Raw genomic sequence first — 21,138 nt, 5'->3', positions numbered from 1 at the left:
CCGTTACCGCGTCGCGAACCGTCCGGTCCGGCGCCGGAAACCCGATGGTCCGGGTCTCCGGTGCAGACAGCGGCACCGCTACCGAAAGCGTTACATCCGCTCAGGCCGTACGCAGCTCGTCCGCCGCCGTGCTGACCCGCAGGAAGAGCAGGCCGACGCCGACCGTCATCAGCACCGCGGCCAACGCGCCACCGCCCAGCCAGGCCAACTGCTCCAGCGGTACGTCCGGAACCCGCTCGGCCCCGGCGGTCTCCACGAACCGGACGTACTGCTGCCGGGTCGCCGGATCGTCACAGAGTGCCGCCGTGGCGTCGCAGATCTCGGACGACGACGTGCCCGTCGTCGCCTTCGGGAAGAGCCCGCGGCCAAGCAGCGTGCCGACGCCGAGGGCGAGCACGATCGCCGGCACGGCGGGGGCCAGCGCCTGCCAGGCGACGGAGCGACTCAGGGTGGACCGCGGTACGCCGGTGGCGACCAGGGCGGCGTAGGCCCGGCGGCGGGACACGATCCCCTCCACCAGCGCGACGATCAGCCCTCCGGCGGCGATCAGCACGGCCAGCGCGACCGCCGAGTCGACCAGGTCCATGGTCGACAGGTAGAACGAATCCGCGCCCGCGTCGCCGCCGTCGCGCAGGTTCTGCTCCCGGTCGAGTGCGTCCTGCGCCACGAAGTAGGCACGCAGCGCGGCCGCGCCGGCACCGAAGATCAGAGCGGCCAGCAGCGCGGCGAACGTACGGCTGCCCGCCCACGGGTCGGACATCAGCCGGCCGGCGGCGAGCAGCGCCGGCGGACGGCGGGCGTGCTGGCGCAGCAGCCGCCCGCAGGTGTACGAGATCCAGCCGGTGCCAATCACCACCCCGATCATCGCCGCGAGGCCACCCGTCAGGAACAGCAGCGGCACCAGCCAGCGCAGCACCTCACCATTGTCATCGAAGCGGTACATCACCGGCCGGACCGCGGCGAAGGAGGCCAGCCCCAACCCGATCAACAGCCCCGCCCAGGGGCGTGGACCGCGCTCCCTCGCGGCCTTGCGGGTCACCCCGAGCGGGCTGGTGGTGACCCTGCGCAGCATCAGGACGGTGGCCAGCGCCGCGACAACCGGCAGGCCGAGCACGACGGCGGCCAGCGCACCGGGCGACGGCAGCACGTCGGTGGGCAGGGCGAGTCGACCCTGCTCGTCCGGCCGGTGCAGCAGCTCCCGACCGGCCAGGTAGACGCCCAGCCCGACGACGGTGCCGAGCAGGCTCGCCAGGCCGGTCTCCAGCACCGCGAGCCGGGTGACCTGGCCGGGGGTGGCGCCGGCCAGCCGGAGCGCGGCGAGCCGCCGGTCCCGGGTCGGCGCGCCGAGCCGGGCGCACTGGCCGGCCAGCGCCAGCACCGGGACGGTCAGCAGCAGCAGCGCGAACGCCGTGCCGCCGCGCAGCCCCGGCTCGACGAACAGCGCGTTGCGATACTGCTCCGACCAGCGATTGGCGTTGTCATCGGTCGCCGCCGGCGTCGGGATGGCCAGCACGGTGAGCGCCGCCAGCCCGGCCAGGGTCGCCAGCAGGGCGCTGAGCGCGGTGAGCACCACCCGGGCGGTGTCGGTGCGGGTGCCGGCCAGCGCGAGCCGGACCAGCGTCGCCGGCCTCACCGGGAGCCGCCGGCCAGCGGCGCGTCGAGCCCCAGGCCGGTGTGGTCCACCAGGCCGTCGCGCAACACGATCTCCCGATCGGCGTACGCGGCGATCCGCGGCTCATGGGTGACCAGCACGACGGCGGTGCGCTGCTCGCGGGCGAGCCGGACCAGTTGGGTGAGCACCTGCTCGCCGGTGAGCGTGTCCAGCGCGCCGGTCGGCTCGTCGGCGAAGAGCACCCGGGGCTCGGTGACGAGGGCCCGCGCGGTGGCGCAGCGCTGCTGCTGCCCGCCGGACATCTCGCCGGGTCGAATGTCGGCCAGCTCGGCCACCCCGAACCGCTCCAGCCAGGTGAGCGCCGCCGTCCGTGCCTCTCGCCGCCCCGTGCCGGCGAGGAGCAGGGGCAGAGCGACGTTCTCCGCCGCGGTCAGTTCGGCCACCAGCTGGCCGAACTGGAACAGCACACCGAACTCGGTGCGCCGCAGCCGCGACCGGGCCCCCTCCGACCACGTGTCGATCCGGTGGCCGCGCCAGGTGACCTCGCCGGCGTCCGGGCGGAGGATCCCGGCCAGACAGTGCAGCAGGGTCGACTTGCCACAGCCGCTCGGGCCGGTGACGGCGACGATCTCGCCCTCGGTCACGTCGAGCGTCACGCCGCGCAGCGCGGGCGTCGGGCCGTACGCCCGAACCACGCCGCGAGCCTGGAGTTGCGTCACGGGTGCACCTCCCGGTGCCAGTCGGCGACCCGGTCCAGCGTGGTGTGCAGCCACCGCAGGTCGGCGTCGAGGTGGGCGATCGCGAAGTCGGCCGCCACCACGTCGCTGAGGGTGGCGGCCGGGTCGGCCTTGACCGCGGTCAGCTCACGCAGCCGCACGGTGTGCGCGGCGCGCTGGGCGATCAGGTAGGACCGGGCCCGGTCAGCGTCGGCGACCAGCAGCGCCACCACGACCTTGGCGAAGAGCGTGCTGGCCACGTACGGCATCGGCGGCTCCACCGTGGACAGCCACCGGTCCAGCGTGGCCCGGCCCTCGCCGGTCAGCGCGTACGCCGTGCGGTCGGGACCGGCCGCCCGATCCTGGCCGGCGGCGGTCACCAGGCCGTCGCGTTGCAGTCGGCCGAGGGTGGCGTAGACCTGCCCGAAGGCCAGCGGCCGGGCCCGGGGCAGCCGCTCGTCGTGCGCACGCTTGAGCTCGTAGCCGTGCCGGCTGCCACCGGCGAGCAACCCGAGCAGAACATGCGACGTGGACACGCCTCAACTATTCACTCAGCGAATACCCGTGTCAACAACCCTCCCCTCCCCTCCCCTCCCCTCACCCCACCCGCCCACCCCGGTGATCATGAAGTTGTTGCCACGACACGCCGCGCGAACCAGCAACAACTTCATGATCACCGGAGGACAGGGGGCGGGGGCAGGGGGGCGGGGGCGGTTAGGGGGTGGGCCAGGTGGGGGTGCGGCCGGTCTGGGCCAGGAGGTGGTCGAGCTTGGGCAGGTCGGCGCTGGTCGAGGTGGGTGCCGGTGCTGGTTCGGCGAAGACGCCCATCTTGCGGGCGGTGGGGCCCAACTGCTCGACCAGGCCGTGCAGCTCGGCCACCGCCTCGGGGGCCGGCTCGTACGCCTGGCCGGTGGCGACGGCGAGGTCCCAGCCGTGCACGGTCAGGTCCAGCAGTGCCATGCCGCCGATGACGGTCTGGGGCATGCCCATGCCGGGCGAGACACCCTCCAGGGTGGACGGGTCCGACCAGGCCTCGATCAGCCGGCCGGTCTCCGTCTCGAACCGGTCCCGCCAGCCGTCGGTCAGGTGGTCGGGCTTCTCGGCCCATTCCACCGGCCGCTTCGCGGCCAGTTCCTGGAAGTTCACCACCACCTCGTACAGATGGTTGAGCAGGTCCCGGACCAGGTAGTCGCGGCACGGGGTGGGCAGGTCGAGCTGGTCGTCGGCGATGCCGCGCACCACATCGACGGTTCGCGGCGCGGCAGCCGCCAGCAGATCGCTAGTCTGAGTGGCCATAGGGCCAGCGTATGAGGGTGGTCTTGAAAAAATGCGACAGCGACCGCGTGGCGACAGCCGGGGCATCCTGGACCCGGGCCGGTTGCTGCGCGAGATGCGCTTCCGCCGGCACCTGCCGGCGGAGTCGCTCCGGCCGTGGGTCGAGCACTACTGGCTGATCGACTGGGCGTTGAGCGCACCGTTCGAGCAGCGGATCGTGCCGCACCCGGCGGTGAACGTGGTGTTCCGGCGCGACGGCGACGGGCCGGAGGCCGGCGAGGTGGCCGGGGTGGGCCGCAACCTGTTCCGAATCACGCTCACCGGCACCGGCCGGGTCTGCGGGGTCCAGTTCCGGCCCGGCGGCTTCCACCCGTTCTGGCGTCGGCCGGTCGCCGAGCTGACCGGCCGCCGGCTGCCGCTGCCCGCCGGCCGGCTGGCCGGGCCCGACGGTCCGCTGTGCGCGGGCACCGACGACGAGCGGCGCCGCGCACTGGACGCCCTGCTCACCGCCTGGGCGCCCGAGCCGGACCCGACGGCCGAGGAGGCCGTCCGGCTGGCCGAGGCGATCCGGACGGACCGGACGGTGCTGCGGGTCGACCACTTCGCCGCACGCCACGACCTCCCGGTCCGCCGGCTGCAACGGCTGTTCACGGAGTACGTGGGGGTCGGCCCGAAGTGGGTGATCCGCCGTTACCGCCTCCAGGAGGCCGTCGAGCAGGCCGCCGGCGGTCCGCTGAACTGGGCGGGCCTCGCCGCCGACCTCGGCTACAGCGACCAGGCCCACCTGGTCCGTGACTTCACGGCCGTCGCTGGCGTGTCACCCGCCGCGTACGCCCGATCGGTCCACTGACTGCCCGGCGGCCCGGACCGACGCCGATTTCAGTGGCGGCGCAGCACGATCACGGCCACGTCGTCCTGGATCTCCGATGGGGCCAGCTCCACCAACAGCCGGGTGCAGAACCGCTCCAGGTCGGCGTCCACCGTCCTGGACAGCGCGGCGAGGGCGGCCAGCCCCTCGTCGATGGCGGCGTCCCGACGCTCGATCAGCCCGTCGGTGTAGAACACCAGCGTGGCCCCGGCCGGCAGCACGAACTCCAGGTCGGCCGGACGGGGCGCGCGGACGCCGAGCAGCGGCGCCGAGTGCTGCACGAAATCGACCTTGCCGTCCAGGCTGAGCACCGGCGGCAGGTGACCGGCGCTGGCCAGCCGGACCCGCCCGCTCGGCGGGTGCAGCAGCAGCACGCAGAGCGTGGCCACCTCGTTCGGCAGCAGGGTGCGCATCAGCTCGTTGACCCGGTGCAGGATCTCGCCGGGCTGGTGCCCCTCGACCGCGTACGCCCGCACCGCGTGCCGCAGCTCGGCCATGACCGTCGCCGCGTGCAGCGAGTGGCCGGCCACGTCGCCGATCGCCAGCAGCAGGTGCCCGTCGAGCATCACCAGCTCGTAGAAGTCACCGCCCACCTCGGTCTGGGCGCTCGCCGGCTCGTAGCGCACCGCGAGGTCCAGCCCGGCCACATCGGGCAGCCGGCGTGGGAGCAGGCTGCGCTGGAGGGTCACCGCGATCCGGTGCTCCTCGTCGAACGAGCGCTGTGCCTCCACGGCCGCCGCCACGGCTTGGGCGAGCTGCACCAGCACCGGGGTCCGCGCGGTCTGGGTGGCGGTCGGAACCACCACGTACAGCGGGGCCCGGTCCTCGCGCAGCCGGGCGGCGGCCACGGTCACCGAGTCGTCCGCCGGCCAGTCGAGCAGCCCCCAACTCGCCGGTGCCTCCACCCGGACCGTGGAGCCCGTGGGCACCCCGGTGTCGTCGACGACCCACGGCACCACGTTGGCCTCGGCGCCGGGCCCGGCGCAGATCCCGGCGAGGCAGTCGCCGTCGAACGTCTCGGCGATCACCGCCGCCGGGCTCTTGAAGATCTGCGCGGCGCCCGCCGCGGCGGCCTCCAGCAGCCGCGTGAAGGTCGGCGCGGCGTGCACCGCCACCGTCGTGTCGGCCAGCCCGAGCAGCCGCTCGGCGAGCAGTTCGGCGCGCTGCCGGGCCTGGTAGTAGCGCAGCACCGCCCGGGTGGTGGCGATCAGCTCCTCCGGCTCGATCGGCTCGGTCAGATAGGCGTCGGCACCCCGGGTCAGTCCCTGGGCGCGGTCGGCGACGTCCACGGCGTGCGCCGACACGTGGATCACCGGCATCGCCGGGTGCGCGTCCTTGATCCGTTCGCAGACCTCGTAGCCGCTCAGGTCGGGCAGCCGGACGTCGAGCACCACGAGGTCGATCCGGTCCACCTCGACCCGCGCCAGTGCCTCGGCGCCGCTCTCCGCCTCTAGCACGGTGAACCCGGCCCGGGTGAGCCAACTGACCAGCAGGTAACGCTTTGTACGACTGTCATCGACCACCAGGACGGTCGCCGGCCCGCCGTCCACCGTCACGCTCCGCCCACGGGCAGGGAGACCGTGAATGCGCTGCCCCGGCCCGGCTCGCTGGTCAACTCCAGTGTCCCGCCGAGCAGTGTCACCAGGCGCCGGGCGTACGGCAGGCCGAGGCCGGTGCCGCCGACCCGGGTCGCACCCGGCACCTGGTAGAACTCCTCGAAGATCCGCTCGTGCAGCTCGGGCGCGATGCCCGGACCGGTGTCGCTGACCGAGAAGTTCCACCGGTCGTCGCGTTGCCGGGCCCGCAGCCGCACCTCGCCCCGCTGGGTGAACTTCAACCCGTTGTGCAGCAGGTTGCGCAGCACCTGGCCGAGCAGCACCTCGTCGGTGCGCAGCACGGCCGGCGCGGGCGGCTCCTCCACCACCAGCTCCACCTCGGGCCGGGTGGCCAGCGCGCGCAGCGTCCCGCGCAGCTGGCCGAAGACCGGTCGCAGGTCCACCTCGGCCCAGTCCGGCTCGATCCGGCCGGACTCCGCCTTGGCCAGGTCCAGCAGCTCGTTGACCAGCCCGAGCAGATCCGCCGCCGAGGAGCGGATCAGACCGACCTGGCGAGCCTGCTCGGCGGTGAGCGGGTCGGAGGCGGAGTCGGAGAGCAACCGCCCCAACCCCATGATCGCGGTGACCGGGGCGCGCAACTCATGGCTCACGTTGGCCAGGAACCGGCTCTTCGACTCGCTCGCCGCGCGCAGCTGGGCCGACTTCTCGTCCAGCTCGGCGTAGAGGGCGACGACGCCCCGGTTGGTCTCCTCCAGCTCCTCGGTGAGCTGGTTGTAGAGCGCCAGCACGCCACGGTTGGTCTCGGCCAGCTCCTCGTTCAGCACAGCGAGCTCGTCGCGCTGGCTGCGCACCTCGTCCAGCGCCGCGATGAGCTGCCCGTTCTGCACGGTCAGCTCGTCCAGGGCGCTGGTCGGCGCGCTACGGCCGAGTTCAGCACGGAACTCGGCGAGCCGCTCCGGGGTTGGCGTCGGCGCGTTGGCCGGGACTCGTCGGGACATCCTCACGACCGTAACCCCCTCGACGGTCGACACGCTCAGGGTGTCGACCAGCCGGGACACCGCGCCGGACTGCGGCTCGTACCGGCCGTCCGGCAGCGGGGCGACCGGAGCGAGGTCCGCGCGGAGGTGGAACCGACCGTCGGCGCCCGCGTCCACGTGGAAGGACACGTCCGCTCCCCCGACCGCGCGGAGCAGGTCCCGGGCCACCTCGCTGAGCGCGGTGGCGATCCGGATCTGGTCCTGGTGTTCCAGGCCGACCACCGAGGCCACCTCGCGGCCCCGCTGGCGGATCACGAAGATGTCCTGCTCGACCCGCAGCGCCATTCGCAGCAGCGGCAGCGTGGTCGGCTCCCCGATCATGCCCAGGACCTCGCGACCAGCACGCAGGCGTCGTCGCGCCGCACCCCGGCGTCGCGCAGCAGGGTCGCCGCCATCACCAGCGGGGACCGCTCGATCAAGCCCGGATAGTCGGTCAACCGCCAGCGGTCGACCACTCCGTCGCTGTGCATCACCAGCCGGGCTCCGGGGCCGAACGAGTAGTCGTACCCCCGGACCGTCGGTCGCTGGTGCCCGGCGATGCCGGGCAGCGAGACCAGGCCTCGTCGCTGGCCGTCGCCCTCGATCACCACGGCGGCGATGTTGCCCAGCCCGGCGTAGTGCAGCACCCCGGCCTCCGGCGCCAGCTCGGCGACCGCCAGCGCCGCGCCGCGGGTGTACGACATGGCCCGGTGCAGGTGGCTGACCACGGCCTGCGGCGGGCCGGCCGGCGCGTCGCGGAACGCGGTCACCGCCGCCTCCGTGGCGGCGGCGGCCAGCGGACCGTGTCCCAGTCCGTCGCTGACCAGCACCTGGTGCCTGCCGTCGGCGATCCGGACGGCGTACCCGTCGCCGCTGACCGTCTCGCCGGTCAGCGGCCGGGTGAGAGCGCCGGCCCAGGAGGGTTGAGCCGGCTCGGCCGGCCAGACCTGCACGGCGAGGACGGTGCCCCGGCCGGGCAGCGAGTACCCGTCGAACCAGCTCGCCTGCCGGACGATGGCGCCCAGACCGATGCCGAGCGTGCCGGTGGTGGAGTGCCCGTCCTGGGACGAGACGCTCAGGTCGGCCATGCCGGGCCCGGAGTCGATGGCCAGCAGCTCCACGCCGGCCTGCCCGGCGCGGCGTACCGGCCGGAGCAGCAGGACACCTTCGTCGGCGTGCTTGACCAGGTTGCTGGTCAGCTCTGCGGCGACGATGGCCAGGTCTGCGATGCGCGGCTGGCCCAGCTGCACCTGCTCGCCGAGGTGCTCCGCGGCGCGCCGGACGGCGCTGGCCGTGCTGCCGGCCTCCACCCGGAACCAGATTCCGCTGTCGGTGACCGGGTCCCCGTTCACCGGGACCACTTGGTGACCGTGATGCGGGTGCCGGTCTCCGCCGATGTCTCGATCTGGAACTCGTCGACGAGTCGCCGGGCGCCGCTGAGTCCGAGACCGAGCCCGCCGCCGGTGGTGTAGCCGTCGGTGAAGGCCAGGTCGAGGTCGGCGATGCCGGGCCCGGAGTCGACGAAGATGATCTGGACCCCGCGGCGCCGTCCGTTGTCCACGGTCGTCACCTCCACCGTGCCGCCGCCGCCGTAGACCAGGGTGTTGCGGGCCAGCTCGCTCGCCGCGGTGACCACTTTGGTCTGGTCGACCAGTGAGAGCTTGACGGCCACCGCCACGGCGCGGACCAACTGCCGGACGCGCACCACGTCCTCGTCGCTCCGGATCGCCTGCGCCTGCGGGTGGCTCAGGTCGATGCCCGCGGTCACGGCGTGGCCGTCTCGGCGTCCGGATCGTCGTCGAGCTGGTAGTCGAGCTCGTCGGCGCGGGCCGCCGCGATCAGCTCCATGCCGCGCTCGACGTTCAGCGCGGTACGGATGCCGTTCAGCGACAGCCCGAGTTCGACCAGGGTGATGGCGACGGCGGGGCGCATCCCGACGACCACCGTCTCCGCGTCGAGCACCTTGGAGATCGACGCGATGGTGGAGAGCATCCGCCCGACGAAGGAGTCGACGATGTCCAGCGCGGTGATGTCGATGATGACGCCGTGGCAGCCGGTGGCGACGATCCGCTCGGCGAGGTCCTCCTGGAGCTGGACCGCGGTCTGGTCGGACATGTCGAGCTGGATGGAGACGAGCAGGATGTCGCCGATCTTGAGGATCGGCACCCGCTCCATCAGGCGTCCCGGCGTGGCTGGCGGCGGGCGGTCTCCACTCCGCTGAGCCGCAGCACGTGGCGCAGCGCGTCGGCGAGGCTCGCCTTGGTGGCGATGTCACCGAACTCGATGCCGAGCGCGACGATGGTCTGCGCGATCTGGGGGCGGATGCCGGAGATGATGCAGTCGGCGCCCATCAGGCGGGCGGCCACCACGGTCTTCAGGATGTGCTGGGCGACCTGGGTGTCGACCGCCGGGACGCCGGTGATGTCGATGATCGCGTACGGGGAGCTGGTGTCGACCAGCGTCTGCAGCAGCCGCTCCATGACCACCTGGGCCCGGGCCGAGTCCAGGGTGCCGACCAGCGGGACGGCGACCACGCCCTCCCAGAGCTTGACCACCGGCGTGGAGAGCTCGAGCAGTTGTTCGGCCTGATCGGCGATCAGGCTCTCCCGGGTGCGGACGAAGCTCTCGAAGGTGAACAGGCCCAGCTCGTCGACCAGACCGGAGAAGGCGACGTAGTCGCGCAGCGCGGTGGCGCCGCCGGCCTCCTCCACGAGCCCGGCCAGCACGTCCTTGAGCGCGAAGATGCTGATCGCGGTCTCGGTGGCGGAGAAGCCCTGCCGGGCCCGGCCGCGGGACAGCTCGGAGAGCGCGGCGCGCAGTTCGGCGGCGTTCTCCGCGGACAGGTCGATCGCGCCGTGCTCGCCGGCGGCGACGATGGCGCCGTGCAGATCCTGGACCTGCCGGCGCAGCTCGGCCTGACTCAACCGGCCGCGCAACGAACCGGCGACGATCTCGGTCCACCGCTGCGTGACCCGCTCGGCGTGCCCGCCGAGCAGCGCGGCGAGCCGACCACTTTCCTCGGCGCTCAACGCCATTGCGAAACCCCCCTCGACCTGGACCGGGCGGACTCTATCACCGGGGGCTGCTGCACTACTTGCCCCGTAGCAACGGAATGATGATGGCCACCGGATCTCGGCTCCCGTTCTGCGTGTGACCCCGGTCGTGGGATACCGTTCCCCCGATAACAGGAGGTCTGGCGAATGTCCTTGACGGTGCACACGGAACAGCGCGGCGACGTGATCGTCGTGTCGGTCGCGGGCGAGCTGGACATGGCCACCGCGCCGCAGTTGCAGGACCAGATCACCGACCTGCTCGACAAGGGCCGCAACCGGCTCGTCTTCGATCTGGCGGACGTCTCGTTCTGCGACTCGACCGGCCTGTCGGTCTTCGTCCGCGCCAAGAACAGCTGCGACGAGGCTGGCGGCGTGGTGCGGCTGGCCGCCCCGCAGCGGGGTGTGCTGCGCATCCTCGAGGTGAGCGGCCTGGTCGAGGTGCTGCACACCTACCCGACCGTGGATCAGGCCGTCGCCGGCGATCCGACGCCGGCCTCCTCCTGATCACTGCCGATCGTCACTCGTCCTCGACGTAGCGGGGACGGGCGATCGCCATGCCCGCCGCCGTCTGCACGGCGAGCGCGACCAGCAGGAACCCGATCGGCGCGGTCCAGCCACCGGTGACCTCGTAGAGAATGCCGACCAGCAGCGGGCCGAGTGCGGCGATCACGTACCCGGTGCTCTGCGCGAACGCGGAGAGCGCGACGGTCCCCTCGGCGGTCCGCGCGCGCAGGCCGATGGTGGTCAGGATCATCGGGAACGCGCCCTGGCCGATCGCCAGCAGGATCACCCAGAGCAGGGCGGCGCCGTGCGGGGCCAGCGCCAGCCCGAGGTAGGCCAGCGCCGACGCGGTGGTCAGCCCGAGCACCAGCGGGCGCAGCGTCGCCAGGCGGCCGGCCAGGGTGGGCATCAGCAGCGCGATCGGCACGCCGAGCGCGGTCACCCCGGCGAGCAGCAGCCCCGCCGACTCGGGCTGGTAGCCGGCGTCCCGGAACAGCTGGGCCAGCCAGCCCATGATCGCGTACCCGCTCAGCGACTGGGCGCCGAAGTAGACGGCCATCGCCCAGCCCAGGCGGGTCCGCGCCGGCCGGACCCGCGCCGGTGGGGCGACGGCCACCGTCGGGGTCGCCCGCCGCGCGGCCGCCCGGGTCCGCAGTGCCAGCGGCACCCACGGGAGTACGGCCACCGCGGCCATCGCGGCCCAGATACCGAGCCCGGCCCGCCAGGATCCGAAGGCGTGCGCGATCGGCACCGCGGTCGCCGCGGCCACCGTCGTGCCCGCGGTCAGTGCCATCGTGTACGCCCCGGTGACGAGGCCGGTGCGGTGCGGGAAGTGCTGCTTGACCAGCATCGGCAGCAGGATGTTCGCGACCGCGATGCCGGCCAGCGCCAGTGCGCTGGTGAGCAGGAAGACCCAGGTCGAGTCGGTGGCGACCCGGAGCACCTGACCGGCGGCGAGGGCGATCATGGCGACCACCAGGATCCGGGCCGGCGCCACCCGGCGGACCAGCCACGGGGTGAGCGCGCCGAGGCCGGCGAACGCGATGGTCGGCAGGGTGGTGACCAGACCGGCGGTGGTTCCGGAGAGCCCCAGCCCGTCGCGGACCTCGTCGAGCAGGGCGCCGAGGCTGGTCACCACGGCGCGCAGGTTGAGCGCGACCAGCAGCATTCCGACCAGCACGAGCGCGCCGCCGGTCGCCGGGTGGGTCCGGCGGCCCGCACCGGGGTCGCGCGCCGGGGCAGGGCCGGCGGCGGGGGCGGGGGCGGGAGGCGCCGGAGCGGCGGTCGGTGGCGGGGTCATGACCTCTAACCTACAATCATGGGATGAATTCGGGACCGGTGATGTAACCAGTGCCACCGTCGGTCGATTCCTCCTCCGCGCCGCCGGTGCCGCCCCGCGGCCATCGGGTCCGGCAGACCATCGAGCAGCTCCGGGCCCGGATCCTGGGCGGCGAGTGGCCGGTCGGCGGGCGCATCCCCACCGAGCCACAGCTGGTCGCCGCGCTGGGCGTCGGGCGCAACACCGTCCGCGAGGCGGTCCGCGCCCTGGTGCACGCCGGCGTGCTGGAGTGCCGGCAGGGCTCCGGCACGTACGTGGTGTCCACCGACGAGCTGGCGCCGGTGGTGGCCCGTCGGCTCGGCGACGACCGGATGACCGAGGTGATCGAGGTGCGGCGCGCCTTCGAGGTGGAGGCCGCCCGGCTCGCCGCGCTGCGGCGTACCCCGGAGGACCTGGCGGCGCTCGACGGCGCGCTCGCCGAACGCGAGGCGGCCTGGCGCGGCGGCCGGGTGGACGCGTTCGTCGAGGCGGACGCGGCGCTGCACACCGCGGTGGTCGCCGCCGCGCACAACGCCATGCTGGCCGAGCTGTACGCCTCGGTCGGCGCCGCCCTGCGCAGCACGGTCGCCCAGGCGATGGGGGACGCGCTCACGCCCGAGCGCTACGTCGACCACGCCCGGCTGGTCGAGGCGATCCGGGCCGGCGACCCGGGCCGGGCAGCGATCGAAGCCGGCGCTTTTCTGGAGCCCGCCGTAGGGGCATAGGTTGTGCCGGACGGAAAACCGGACACCTCGGGAGTACGGATGCTCAAGGGCTTCAAAGACTTCATCATGCGCGGCAACGTCATCGACCTGGCGGTCGGTGTCGTCATCGGCGCCGCGTTCACCGGCGTGGTCACCGCGCTCACGAACTCGTTCCTCAAGCCGATCATCAAGCTGGTCGGTGGCGGGGAGGACCAGTTCGCCGGCCAGTGGGAGATCAGCAAGGGCAACTTCATGGACTGGGCGGGGTTCATCAACGCCCTGATCACCTTCCTGCTCACCGCGGCGGTGCTCTACTTCTTCGTGGTGTTCCCGATGAACAAGCTGGCCGAGCGGCGGCAGCGGGGCGAGGAGCCGCCGCCGGCCGCGCCGAGCGAGGAGATCAAGCTGCTCACCGAGATCCGGGACGCGCTACTCTCCGCCGGCCACACCACCCCTGGCCAGCAGCGCGGGGCGCTGGACGACGTGCTGGGCCGCCGGACGGAGCCGCCGGCGCCGCGCTGACCGACGGATGCACATCGGCCCCTGTGGGATTCCCGCAGGGGCCGCACCTTCTCGTACGTGTGTTCGATAGAGTCCGCCCATGGAGCAGCGGAAGCACTGGTGGAACGGGAAATGGGGGCGGCTGGCCCGACGGGACGTCTTCCTCCGGGTGGACGCCGACCGGTGGCACGTCGAGCAGCGGGCCGGCGGCGCCGAGGGCATCTCCCGGTTCTACGAGTACGGCAGTGCGGACGAGGCCGAGGAGACGGTCCGGGCGCTGCTCGAGGGCCCGGACACCTGGCGCGAGCTGTCTCCGCGCCCGCCGGGCGGCTGGACCCTCCCAAATGGCTGAGCGGCTCAGCGGCTGGGCGGCAGCGTTTAGCGGCGTACCGCCCCGGGAACCGCGGAGGGATGGACCAGCAGGACGAGCAGCAGGCGACCATCTCGCGGATCACCACCGGGATGCCGGTGATCGACCCCGCCGGCACCGAGGTCGGGACGGTGGACCTCGTCCAGCGGGGCGACCCGAACGCGGTGACCGTCCAGACACCGGCCGCCGACCCGGGCAGCAGCCTGGACGAGCTGATCGAGGCCACCGCGGTCGAGGAGCCCGATGTGCCGGCCGATCTGGCGGCGCGGCTGTTGCACAGCGGCTACCTGAAGGTCTCCACCGAGTTGGTCGACGCAGGCGCGGTGTACGTCCCGGCCGACCGGATCGCCACCGTCGCGGACGGCCGGGTACGCCTCGCGGTCGGCGTGGCCGACCTGCCCGCCGAGGAGTGACGCAAGCACGGAGATCCACACGAGATCAGTGATGTTGCGGTGTCCGGTCGGCTGGGACAGCGCCATTCCGCCGATCTGGTGTTGATCTTTCCGGTGCATCGGTCGGCGGCGTGGCCGGTGCGGCGGGTGGGCGGCGATGGAAGAGCAGCAGCATCAGGCAGCCGGCGACCAGACCCCAGAACGCGCCGCCCACCCCGATCAGCGTCACCCCGGAGGCGGTCACCACGAAGGTGACCACGGCGGCCTCCCGGGTCGCCGGGTCGGTCACCGCCGAGGCGAGCGCGGTGGCCAGCGCGCCCAGCAGCGCCAGCCCGGCGACCGCCTCGATGAGGATCGGCGGGGCGACCGCGACCAGCGCGGTGGCGACGCCGGCGCCCAGCCCGAGCACGGCCAGACCGACGCCGGCGGTGACCGACGCGACCCACCGGCGCTCCGGGTCCGGGTGCGCGTCGGGGCCGGCGGCCAGCGCGGCGGTGATCGCCGCGAGGTTCACCGCGTGCCCGCCGGCCGGGGCGGCCAGCAGGCTGGCCAGACCGGTGGCCCGCAACGCGGCGCCGAACGGTGGGCGGTAGCCGTAGCCGACCAGCACCGCCATGCCGGGCACGTTCTGTGCGGCCATGGTGACCAGGAACAGCGGGAGGGCGAGCCCGACCAGCGCGGATGCGTTCCAGGCCGGCGTGGTCAGGGCGACCGACGGGGTCAGCGCGGCGCCGGCCAGGCCGGCCGGTGGCGCGGTCAGCGCGATCGCGACCACCGCCACCAGCAGCGCGCCGGGTACCGCCCAGCGGCGGGCGTACCGGTGCAGCAGCAGCCAGCCGATCACCACCGGGCCGGCCACCGTGGGCAGTTCGACCAGCGCGCGGACCGGCGCGGTGCACAGCGGCAGCAGCACCCCGGCGAGCATCGCGCCGGCCACCGGCTTGGGGATGGCGGCCACCGCCCGACCGAGGGGCGGGAACAGCCCGGCCGCCACGATCAGCAGGCCGGAGACGAGGAAGGCGCCCACCGCGACCGGCCATCCGCCCGGCGGCGGTCCGGTCGCCACCAGCAGTGCCGCTCCCGGCGTGGACCAGGCGACGCTCATCGGCATCCGGTGCCGCCAGCCGAGCCAGGCGGCGGCCAGTCCGGACGACACGCAGAGGGCGAGCAGGCCGGAGGCCGCCTGCGCGTCCGACGCGCCGGCCGCCCGGAGCCCGGCCAGCACGACGGTGAACGAGCTGGCGAAGCCGACCAGGGCGGTCACCACCCCGGCCAGCACCGGTTGCGCCCGACCGACCATTCCCGCCCTCCGACTGTTCCGTTTACGGAACGACAGCGTGTAGCACGATAGCCGGGTGCCGCACCGACCACCAGCCCACCGTCCCGGCCTCGACGTGGATCCCGCCGTCGTCGGCCGCCGGGTCCGCGCCCTGCGCGAGGAGCGGGGGATCTCGCTGTCCACACTCGCCCGACTCGCTGGCGTCGGAAAGGCCACCCTCTCCGGCCTGGAGCACGGCACCCGCAACCCGACCCTGGAGACGCTCTGGGCGGTCACCGCGCAGCTCGGCGTGCCGCTGACCGCTGTGCTGGCCGAGCCGGCCGCCGCGCCCACCGTGCACGGCGCCGCGGTCAGCGCCACCCTGCTGGAGGTGTTCACCGACGCCGACGCTACCTACGAGCTGTACCGGATGCGGGTCGCGCCCGGGCCGGGGCAGCTCTCCCCCGCCCACCAGCCGGGGGTCACCGAGCACGTCACCGTCTTCTCCGGAGTGCTGCGCGCCGGCCCGGCCGACGCGCCGCTGACCGCCCCGGCCGGCGGTCACATCCGCTGGGTCTCCGACGTGCCGCACAGCTACACGGCGGTGGGCGACGAGGAGGTCGCCGCCAGCCTGCTGCTGCGCTATCCACGCCGCTGAACCGCGTCCCCGGTGGGCCCGAGCGTGGACATCCGCATCATTTCTCGGCCCTTCGCGTAGTGCGTAGAGACGAAAGCGGGGTGTTCTTGGCAAGCTTGACCCCATGACGCTGATCCTCCGCTCGGTCATCCTCAACGACATCGGCCTGATCCGGACCAACAACGAGGACTCCGCCCTCGCCGGTGACCGACTGATCGCAGTCGCCGACGGCATGGGCGGGCTGCCCGCGGGCGAGGTGGCGAGCGAGATCGTGATCCGGATCCTGGACGAGCTGGCCCCGCCCACCGACCCCGACGGAGCCGCCGACGCCCTGCGCGCCGTGGTCAGCACCGCCAACCAGCGCATCCACGCCGCCATCACCGTCGACCCGACCCGCGAAGGAATGGGCACCACGCTCACCGCGGCGCTGCTGGCCGGCGAGACCCTGGTGCTGGCCCAGGTCGGCGACTCCCGCTGCTACCTGCTGCGCGACGGGGAGCTGACCCAGCTCACCCGGGACGACACCTTCGTCCAGTCGCTGGTCGACCAGGGCTCGCTCTCCCCCGAGCAGGCCCGGCACCACCCGCAGCGGTCCCTGGTGACCCGGGCGGTGCAGGGCGCCGACACGCCACCAGCGATCGGCGTGCTCACCGTGGGCCCCGGCGACCGGCTGCTGCTCTGCAGCGACGGGCTCTCCGACTACGTCGAGGACGAGGCCATCGGCGCGGCGCTGGGCATGTACACCGACCGCCAGCAGTGCGGCGAGCAGTTGGTGAAGCTCGCCCACCACGCCGGCGCGCCGGACAACGTCACCGTCGTGGTCTCCGACGTCGTCGCCCGCTAGACATCGCCCGACCTGCTCGACGGTCCGCCGGACCGGCCGTGACGAGGTCCGCCGGCCCGGTAGGTAGTTGTGCCATCTAGATGGCGCCGCTAGTGTCCGACGGGTGGATTCCGACCGGCGCGGGCAGTGGCTCCGGGGGGTGCTCGACATCTGCGTCCTGGCACTACTCGCCGAGCGCGAATCCTACGGCTACCAGCTCGCCCAGGCGCTCGACGCGGCGGGCATCGGGCCGATCCAGGGCGGCACGCTCTATCCCGTGCTGCTCCGCCTGCAGAAGACCGGCCTGGTGACCGCGCAGTGGCGGGAGGGCACCGCCGGGCCGGCCCGCAAGTACTACCGGCTCACCGGCGACGGGCACGCGGCGCTCCGCGAGGGCGGCAGCGCCTGGCTCACCTTCGTCGGGCCGGTGAACGACATCGTCACGAAGGGGGTCGCCCGGTGAACGCCGACGATTGGCTACGCACGCTCGCGGCCGAGCTGCACCAGCGCCGGGTCGCGGCGGACGCCGCCCGGCACGTGGTCGCCGAGGCCGCCACACACCTGCGCGAGGGGGGCGGCGACCCCCGGGTCGTCTTCGGTCCACCCCAGCAGTACGCGGCCGCGGTCCTGGAGAGCATCGGCACCGCGCCCGGACCGCGCCCCGGGCCGGTCCGGCTGCACGCCCGGGGCATCACCAAGCGGTACGGGCGGCGGACGGTGCTGCACGACGCGACACTGACCGTCCGGGCCGGACAGATCGCCGCCGTCATCGGCGCGAACGGCTGCGGCAAGAGCACCTTCCTGCGGATCTGCGCCGGACTGATCTCACCCGACGCCGGTGACGTGACCGCCTCCGGGCGGCTCGGCTACTGCCCGCAGTCCGGCGGCACCGCCGACTTTCTGCTCGCCGACGAGCACTTCGTGCTGGTCGGGGCCGGACAGGGCGTGGCCCGGGGGCCAGCCCGCCGCGCCGGTCGGGCGGCGGCCCGACAGCTCGGGTGGGAGGCCGGCGGGGACGTGCAGGCCCGGCACCTCTCCGGCGGCACCCGGCAGAAGCTCAACCTCACCATGTCCACGCTCAGCGAGCCGGACGTGCTGCTGCTCGACGAGCCGTACCAGGGCTTCGACCAGGGCACCTATGTCAACTTCTGGGACCAGCTCAGCCGCCTGCGGGACGCCGGCACGGCGATCGTCGTGGTGACCCACCTGCTCAACCAGCTCGACCGGGTGGACACCGTGCTCGACCTGACCCCGGCACAACAGACCGGGTGGCGCGCGCCCGGCGTCCAGGGAGGCCACCCGTGAACCGGCTCGTCACCGTCGCCGAGATGACCCTGCGGGAGCTGCTGCGGCGTCGGGGCGTACTCCTGCTGTTGTTGTTGATGCCGTTGACCTTCTACCTGATCCGGCGGGACGCCTACCTCGGGCAGTCGGTCCGCTCGCTGCTGCTCGGCGTGGGCTGGGCGGTGAGCACCGCGGCGCTCTTCGCCACCACCGCGGCCCGCGAGCTGGAGCCGAGGCTGCGGCTGGCCGGCTACCGCCCGCACCACCTCTACCTCGGTCGGATGCTCGGCCTGTGGACGACGGGGCTGGCCATCTCCGTACCGTTCTTCCTGCTCCCCATGGTCGACGGCGCGGACCTGCGGTACGGCGGCCTGGCCGCGGCGCTGCTCTGCTCCGTCGGGGTGGCGGCGCCGTTCGGGATGCTGATTGGTGCGCTGCTGCCCCGCGAGCTGGAGGGGACGCTGCTGCTGCTCACCGTGGTGACGGTGCAGATGCTGATCGACCCGGCCGGTCCGGGGGCGAAGTTGACGCCGTTCTGGTCGAGCCGGGAAATCGCCACCTGGGCGGTGGACCACACCGACCAGGGTTACCTCGCCCGGGGAGTGCTGCACGGGCTCGCCGTCACCGCCCTGCTGGCCCTCGGCGTGGCCGCCGTAGCCAGCGTCCGACTGCGCCGCCGCCGGCACCTACGGCACCTGCCCGTCGGCTGACCGGTGCCAGCGCCGCGGATCCCGCCAATCCGGTTGCTCCGACCTGTACGGCAGGTTGAGATGAGCGGATGACCATCCGCCGGGTGACCGCCGACGACCGTCTCACCACCAGCTTCCCACTGGCCGCGTACGCCTTCGAGTCGTCGCCACTCGGTGCCGCCCGAATCGAGGCGTTCCGCGACTACCTGCACTACCACGAGGGCAACCGGACGCTGATCGCCGAGGAGAACGGCGAGACGCTGGCCGCCGTCTCGGCCATCCCGATGCGGCAGAACCTCCGCGGGGTGGTGCTGCCGATGGCCGGCGTCGCCGGGGTAGCCACCCATCCGCTGGCCCGCCGCCAGGGGCACGTCCGGACGCTGCTGCACCAACTCCTCGACGAGATGCGCGACGAGGGGCATGCCCTCAGCGCGCTCTACCCGTTCCGGCCCAGCTTCTACGCCCGGTTCGGCTACGTCGGGTTGCCCAAGCCGCGCAGGGCCACCTTCACCCCGGCCAACCTAGGGTCGCTGCTCCGCGTGGACCTGCCCGGCGAGGTGGGCTGGGAGCGCATCGCCACCGGCTATCCAGCGTGGAGCGCGTTCACCGAGCGCTGCCTCCAGGCGCGGCACGGATTCTCGATCTTCCCGGACTACCGGGCGGTCGGGCTGCGCGACCGGGACGAGTACTGGCTGGTCACCGCCCGGGTGGCCGGCGAGGTCACCGGCGCGGTGACCTACCGGATCGACGAGCACGGCGGCACGCTGCACGGCAACGAACTGCTGGTCACCGACCCGCTCGCGCGGGCGCTGCTGTTGCAGTTCTTCTCCCGGCACGTCGACCAGGTCGAGCGGATCACCGTCCAGGTGCCGCCGGACGAGCTGCCGGAGCTGTGGTTGACCGACCTGGACGTACACGTCGAGGCGCGAACGGTCGTGCCGAGTTCGTCCGCCCCGATGGCCCGGGTGCTGTCGCTCGACGCGTTGAGCGGGCTGCCCGTCGGGCCGGGTCGGGTACGGATCGAGCTGACCGGTGACCGGTGGTTGGCCGGCACCCACCTGCTGGACGGCACGACCGGTGCGCTGGAGCTGGTCGCCGACACCGCCGGGAGCGCGCCGACCGCCACGCTCACGGCCGCCGGGCTCTCCGCCCTGGCGTACGGGGTGCTGGATCCGGCCGAGCTGCCGCTGCGAGGTCTGGGCGAGGTGCCGGCGGACGCGGCCGAGGAGCTGCGGGGCATCTTCCCGCGCCGGGTGCCGTACCTCTTCGCCGACTTCTGATCGCCCAGCCTTAGCGGCGGGTTAAACCCGCATGGCGAATTCGCTCCGGCGCCGTCGCGGCTCCTAGCATCACGGGGTGCGCATGACGTCGCTTGTCGCCCTGCTCGTCCTCGGTGTCGCCACCGCGACCCTGCCCGCCTGCGCGCCCGACGACCCGGCTCCGGTTGCCTCGCAGCCCAGCCCGCCGGCCGAGCCGGAGGCGCTGGCCACCGGCGAGCAGGGTGCCGCCCCGGCGGCCCGGGACGGCCTCGGCGGCCCGGGGGCCAGTGCGAGCCCGAAGCCGGCCGGCAAGGCGCTCGCGGCCGGCAACCCCAAGGGCAGCGCCACCGTGCCGGCCGAGGCACGGGCGGTGGACACCTCGAAGCCGACCCGGACCATCGGCACCGGCACCCCGGCGAGCTGCACGTCCGCGGCGGTGGTGAAGGCCGTCGCCGCCGGCGGCATCATCACCTTCAACTGCGGGCCGGCCCCGGTGACGATCAAGATGGCCGCCACCGCGAAGGTCCGCAACGCCAACGGGCCGAAGGTCGTGCTGGACGGCGGCGGCAGGGTGACACTCAGCGGCCAGGGGCAACGCCGCATCCTCTACATGAACACCTGCGACGAGGCCCAGGGCTGGACCACCTCGCACTGCCAGAACCAGGACCACCCGCAGCTGACCGTGCAGAACCTGACCTTCGCCGACGGCAACTCGACCGGGGACGAGGTCGAGGGCGGCGGCGGTGGGGCGATCTTCGTGCGCGGCGGGCGGTTCAAGGTGGTCAACTCGCGGTTCGTCCGCAACCGCTGCGACCGGACCGGCCCCGACCTGGGCGGCGCGGCCATCCGGGTGCTCAGCCAGTACGAGAACAAGCCGGTGTACGTGGTGGGCAGCACCTTCGGCGGCTCCGCCGGCCAGGGCGGCTCCTGCTCCAACGGGGGCGCGCTGAGCAGCATCGGCGTCTCCTGGGTGGTGCTGAACAGCGTGCTCAGCCACAACGAGGCGATCGGCAACGGCGCCAACCCGGCCAAGTCCGGCACGCCCGGCGGCGGCAGCGGCGGCGCGATCTACTGCGACGGCAACGAGTTCACCGTGCGGATCGCCGGCACCATCATCGAGAACAACAAGGCCAACGAGGGCGGCGGCGCGATCTTCTTCGTCAGCAACAACCGCACCGGCACCATGACGATCGAGAAGTCCACCCTGCGCCGCAATCCGAGCGACAAGTTCGAGACCCGGGGCTTCCCCGGCATCTTCTTCCTCGGCGCCCGCAACCCCACCGTGAGCGGCTCGAAACTGAGCTGA

At 73.3% G+C, this 21,138-nt stretch carries 25 protein-coding genes; 13 read left to right on the top strand and 12 right to left on the bottom strand.

Features of this window, described 5'->3' with window-relative positions:
• Nucleotides 1-100: 100 nt before the first annotated feature.
• The 4 genes from BUS84_RS24605 to BUS84_RS24590 all read right to left on the bottom strand — a co-directional run bounded on the left by BUS84_RS24605 (nucleotide 101) and on the right by BUS84_RS24590 (nucleotide 3,624).
• A complete protein-coding gene (locus BUS84_RS24605; RefSeq protein ID WP_074315949.1) occupies nucleotides 101-1,633 on the bottom strand; it encodes an FtsX-like permease family protein in 1,533 nt (510 codons plus the stop codon).
• Nucleotides 1,630-2,331, bottom strand: a complete 702-nt coding sequence (locus BUS84_RS24600; protein ID WP_074315947.1) for an ABC transporter ATP-binding protein — start codon at nucleotides 2,329-2,331, stop codon at nucleotides 1,630-1,632. Before BUS84_RS24600 ends, BUS84_RS24605 begins: the two co-directional genes overlap by 4 nt.
• Nucleotides 2,328-2,864, bottom strand: a complete 537-nt coding sequence (locus BUS84_RS24595) for a PadR family transcriptional regulator (RefSeq protein WP_074315945.1) — start codon at nucleotides 2,862-2,864, stop codon at nucleotides 2,328-2,330. Before BUS84_RS24595 ends, BUS84_RS24600 begins: the two co-directional genes overlap by 4 nt.
• Nucleotides 2,865-3,042: 178 nt before the next feature.
• Nucleotides 3,043-3,624 carry a TIGR03086 family metal-binding protein gene (locus BUS84_RS24590; protein ID WP_074315943.1) on the bottom strand — a complete coding sequence of 194 codons (582 nt, stop codon included), beginning with the start codon at nucleotides 3,622-3,624 and terminating at the stop codon, nucleotides 3,043-3,045.
• A gap of 31 nt (nucleotides 3,625-3,655) precedes the next feature.
• Between BUS84_RS24590 and BUS84_RS24585 the strand changes: the two genes are divergently transcribed.
• Nucleotides 3,656-4,453 carry a helix-turn-helix domain-containing protein gene (locus BUS84_RS24585; protein WP_074315942.1) on the top strand — a complete coding sequence of 266 codons (798 nt, stop codon included), beginning with the start codon at nucleotides 3,656-3,658 and terminating at the stop codon, nucleotides 4,451-4,453.
• 29 nt (nucleotides 4,454-4,482) lie between these two features.
• Here the strand turns inward: BUS84_RS24585 and BUS84_RS24580 are convergent, their stop codons facing one another.
• Genes BUS84_RS24580 through BUS84_RS24555 form a run of 6 tightly spaced genes read right to left on the bottom strand, consistent with a single transcriptional unit; the run spans nucleotide 4,483 to nucleotide 10,078 of the window.
• On the bottom strand, nucleotides 4,483-6,021 hold the full coding sequence (locus tag BUS84_RS24580) for a SpoIIE family protein phosphatase (protein ID WP_074319077.1): 1,539 nt from the start codon (nucleotides 6,019-6,021) through the stop codon (nucleotides 4,483-4,485).
• Nucleotides 6,022-6,023: 2 nt separating this feature from the next.
• Nucleotides 6,024-7,385, bottom strand: a complete 1,362-nt coding sequence (locus BUS84_RS24575; protein ID WP_074315940.1) for a sensor histidine kinase — start codon at nucleotides 7,383-7,385, stop codon at nucleotides 6,024-6,026.
• The gene (locus tag BUS84_RS24570; protein ID WP_084757838.1) at nucleotides 7,382-8,395 is read right to left on the bottom strand and encodes an ATP-binding SpoIIE family protein phosphatase; all 1,014 of its coding nucleotides are present in this window, start codon (nucleotides 8,393-8,395) and stop codon (nucleotides 7,382-7,384) included. Before BUS84_RS24570 ends, BUS84_RS24575 begins: the two co-directional genes overlap by 4 nt.
• A complete protein-coding gene (locus tag BUS84_RS24565; protein WP_074315937.1) occupies nucleotides 8,392-8,811 on the bottom strand; it encodes an ATP-binding protein in 420 nt (139 codons plus the stop codon). The genes BUS84_RS24570 and BUS84_RS24565 overlap by 4 nt, the downstream gene beginning before the upstream one ends.
• Nucleotides 8,808-9,218, bottom strand: a complete 411-nt coding sequence (locus BUS84_RS24560; protein ID WP_074315936.1) for an STAS domain-containing protein — start codon at nucleotides 9,216-9,218, stop codon at nucleotides 8,808-8,810. The genes BUS84_RS24565 and BUS84_RS24560 overlap by 4 nt, the downstream gene beginning before the upstream one ends.
• Entirely contained in the window at nucleotides 9,218-10,078 is an 861-nt protein-coding gene (locus BUS84_RS24555; protein WP_074315934.1) for an STAS domain-containing protein, read from the bottom strand. Before BUS84_RS24555 ends, BUS84_RS24560 begins: the two co-directional genes overlap by 1 nt.
• 165 nt (nucleotides 10,079-10,243) lie before the next feature.
• Here BUS84_RS24555 and BUS84_RS24550 point away from each other — a divergent pair, with 165 nt between their 5' ends.
• Nucleotides 10,244-10,600: an STAS domain-containing protein gene (locus BUS84_RS24550; RefSeq protein WP_074315931.1), complete on the top strand. Its 357-nt coding sequence runs from the start codon at nucleotides 10,244-10,246 to the stop codon at nucleotides 10,598-10,600.
• A 13-nt stretch (nucleotides 10,601-10,613) separates the two neighbouring features.
• Here the strand turns inward: BUS84_RS24550 and BUS84_RS24545 are convergent, their stop codons facing one another.
• Nucleotides 10,614-11,765, bottom strand: a complete 1,152-nt coding sequence (locus BUS84_RS24545; protein WP_244298897.1) for an MFS transporter — start codon at nucleotides 11,763-11,765, stop codon at nucleotides 10,614-10,616.
• 182 nt (nucleotides 11,766-11,947) lie between these two features.
• On the opposite strand from BUS84_RS24545, the gene BUS84_RS24540 reads away from it, so the two are divergent.
• The 4 genes from BUS84_RS24540 to BUS84_RS24525 all read left to right on the top strand — a co-directional run bounded on the left by BUS84_RS24540 (nucleotide 11,948) and on the right by BUS84_RS24525 (nucleotide 13,903).
• On the top strand, nucleotides 11,948-12,640 hold the full coding sequence (locus BUS84_RS24540) for a FadR/GntR family transcriptional regulator (RefSeq protein ID WP_074315927.1): 693 nt from the start codon (nucleotides 11,948-11,950) through the stop codon (nucleotides 12,638-12,640).
• 39 nt (nucleotides 12,641-12,679) lie between these two features.
• On the top strand, nucleotides 12,680-13,141 hold the full coding sequence (gene mscL / locus BUS84_RS24535; protein WP_074315925.1) for a large conductance mechanosensitive channel protein MscL: 462 nt from the start codon (nucleotides 12,680-12,682) through the stop codon (nucleotides 13,139-13,141).
• Nucleotides 13,142-13,220: 79 nt separating this feature from the next.
• Nucleotides 13,221-13,472: a hypothetical protein gene (locus BUS84_RS24530; protein WP_074315922.1), complete on the top strand. Its 252-nt coding sequence runs from the start codon at nucleotides 13,221-13,223 to the stop codon at nucleotides 13,470-13,472.
• 59 nt (nucleotides 13,473-13,531) lie between these two features.
• Nucleotides 13,532-13,903: a hypothetical protein gene (locus BUS84_RS24525; protein WP_074315920.1), complete on the top strand. Its 372-nt coding sequence runs from the start codon at nucleotides 13,532-13,534 to the stop codon at nucleotides 13,901-13,903.
• A 25-nt stretch (nucleotides 13,904-13,928) separates the two neighbouring features.
• Here the strand turns inward: BUS84_RS24525 and BUS84_RS24520 are convergent, their stop codons facing one another.
• Nucleotides 13,929-15,182 (bottom strand): benzoate/H(+) symporter BenE family transporter, encoded by a 1,254-nt coding sequence (locus tag BUS84_RS24520; RefSeq protein ID WP_084757578.1) that lies wholly within the window; start codon nucleotides 15,180-15,182, stop codon nucleotides 13,929-13,931.
• A 55-nt stretch (nucleotides 15,183-15,237) separates the two neighbouring features.
• Between BUS84_RS24520 and BUS84_RS24515 the strand changes: the two genes are divergently transcribed.
• The 7 genes from BUS84_RS24515 to BUS84_RS24485 all read left to right on the top strand — a co-directional run bounded on the left by BUS84_RS24515 (nucleotide 15,238) and on the right by BUS84_RS24485 (nucleotide 21,138).
• Nucleotides 15,238-15,798 (top strand): helix-turn-helix domain-containing protein, encoded by a 561-nt coding sequence (locus BUS84_RS24515; RefSeq protein WP_244298723.1) that lies wholly within the window; start codon nucleotides 15,238-15,240, stop codon nucleotides 15,796-15,798.
• Between the two features lie 103 nt (nucleotides 15,799-15,901).
• Nucleotides 15,902-16,621 (top strand): PP2C family protein-serine/threonine phosphatase, encoded by a 720-nt coding sequence (locus tag BUS84_RS24510; protein WP_074315917.1) that lies wholly within the window; start codon nucleotides 15,902-15,904, stop codon nucleotides 16,619-16,621.
• A 103-nt stretch (nucleotides 16,622-16,724) separates the two neighbouring features.
• Entirely contained in the window at nucleotides 16,725-17,063 is a 339-nt protein-coding gene (locus BUS84_RS24505; RefSeq protein ID WP_074315915.1) for a PadR family transcriptional regulator, read from the top strand.
• Complete coding sequence (locus BUS84_RS24500; protein ID WP_074315913.1) at nucleotides 17,060-17,905, top strand: ATP-binding cassette domain-containing protein; 846 nt, start codon at nucleotides 17,060-17,062, stop codon at nucleotides 17,903-17,905. Before BUS84_RS24505 ends, BUS84_RS24500 begins: the two co-directional genes overlap by 4 nt.
• On the top strand, nucleotides 17,902-18,594 hold the full coding sequence (locus tag BUS84_RS24495; protein WP_074315911.1) for a hypothetical protein: 693 nt from the start codon (nucleotides 17,902-17,904) through the stop codon (nucleotides 18,592-18,594). Before BUS84_RS24500 ends, BUS84_RS24495 begins: the two co-directional genes overlap by 4 nt.
• A 68-nt stretch (nucleotides 18,595-18,662) precedes the next feature.
• On the top strand, nucleotides 18,663-19,853 hold the full coding sequence (locus tag BUS84_RS24490; RefSeq protein ID WP_074315909.1) for a GNAT family N-acetyltransferase: 1,191 nt from the start codon (nucleotides 18,663-18,665) through the stop codon (nucleotides 19,851-19,853).
• A gap of 82 nt (nucleotides 19,854-19,935) precedes the next feature.
• Nucleotides 19,936-21,138 carry a hypothetical protein gene (locus tag BUS84_RS24485; RefSeq protein ID WP_074315907.1) on the top strand — a complete coding sequence of 401 codons (1,203 nt, stop codon included), beginning with the start codon at nucleotides 19,936-19,938 and terminating at the stop codon, nucleotides 21,136-21,138.

It is taken from the genome of Micromonospora cremea, assembly GCF_900143515.1.
In the GTDB taxonomy this organism is placed as follows: Bacteria; Actinomycetota; Actinomycetes; order Mycobacteriales; family Micromonosporaceae; genus Micromonospora; species Micromonospora cremea.
This window is presented reverse-complemented; position numbering and strand designations above follow the sequence as displayed.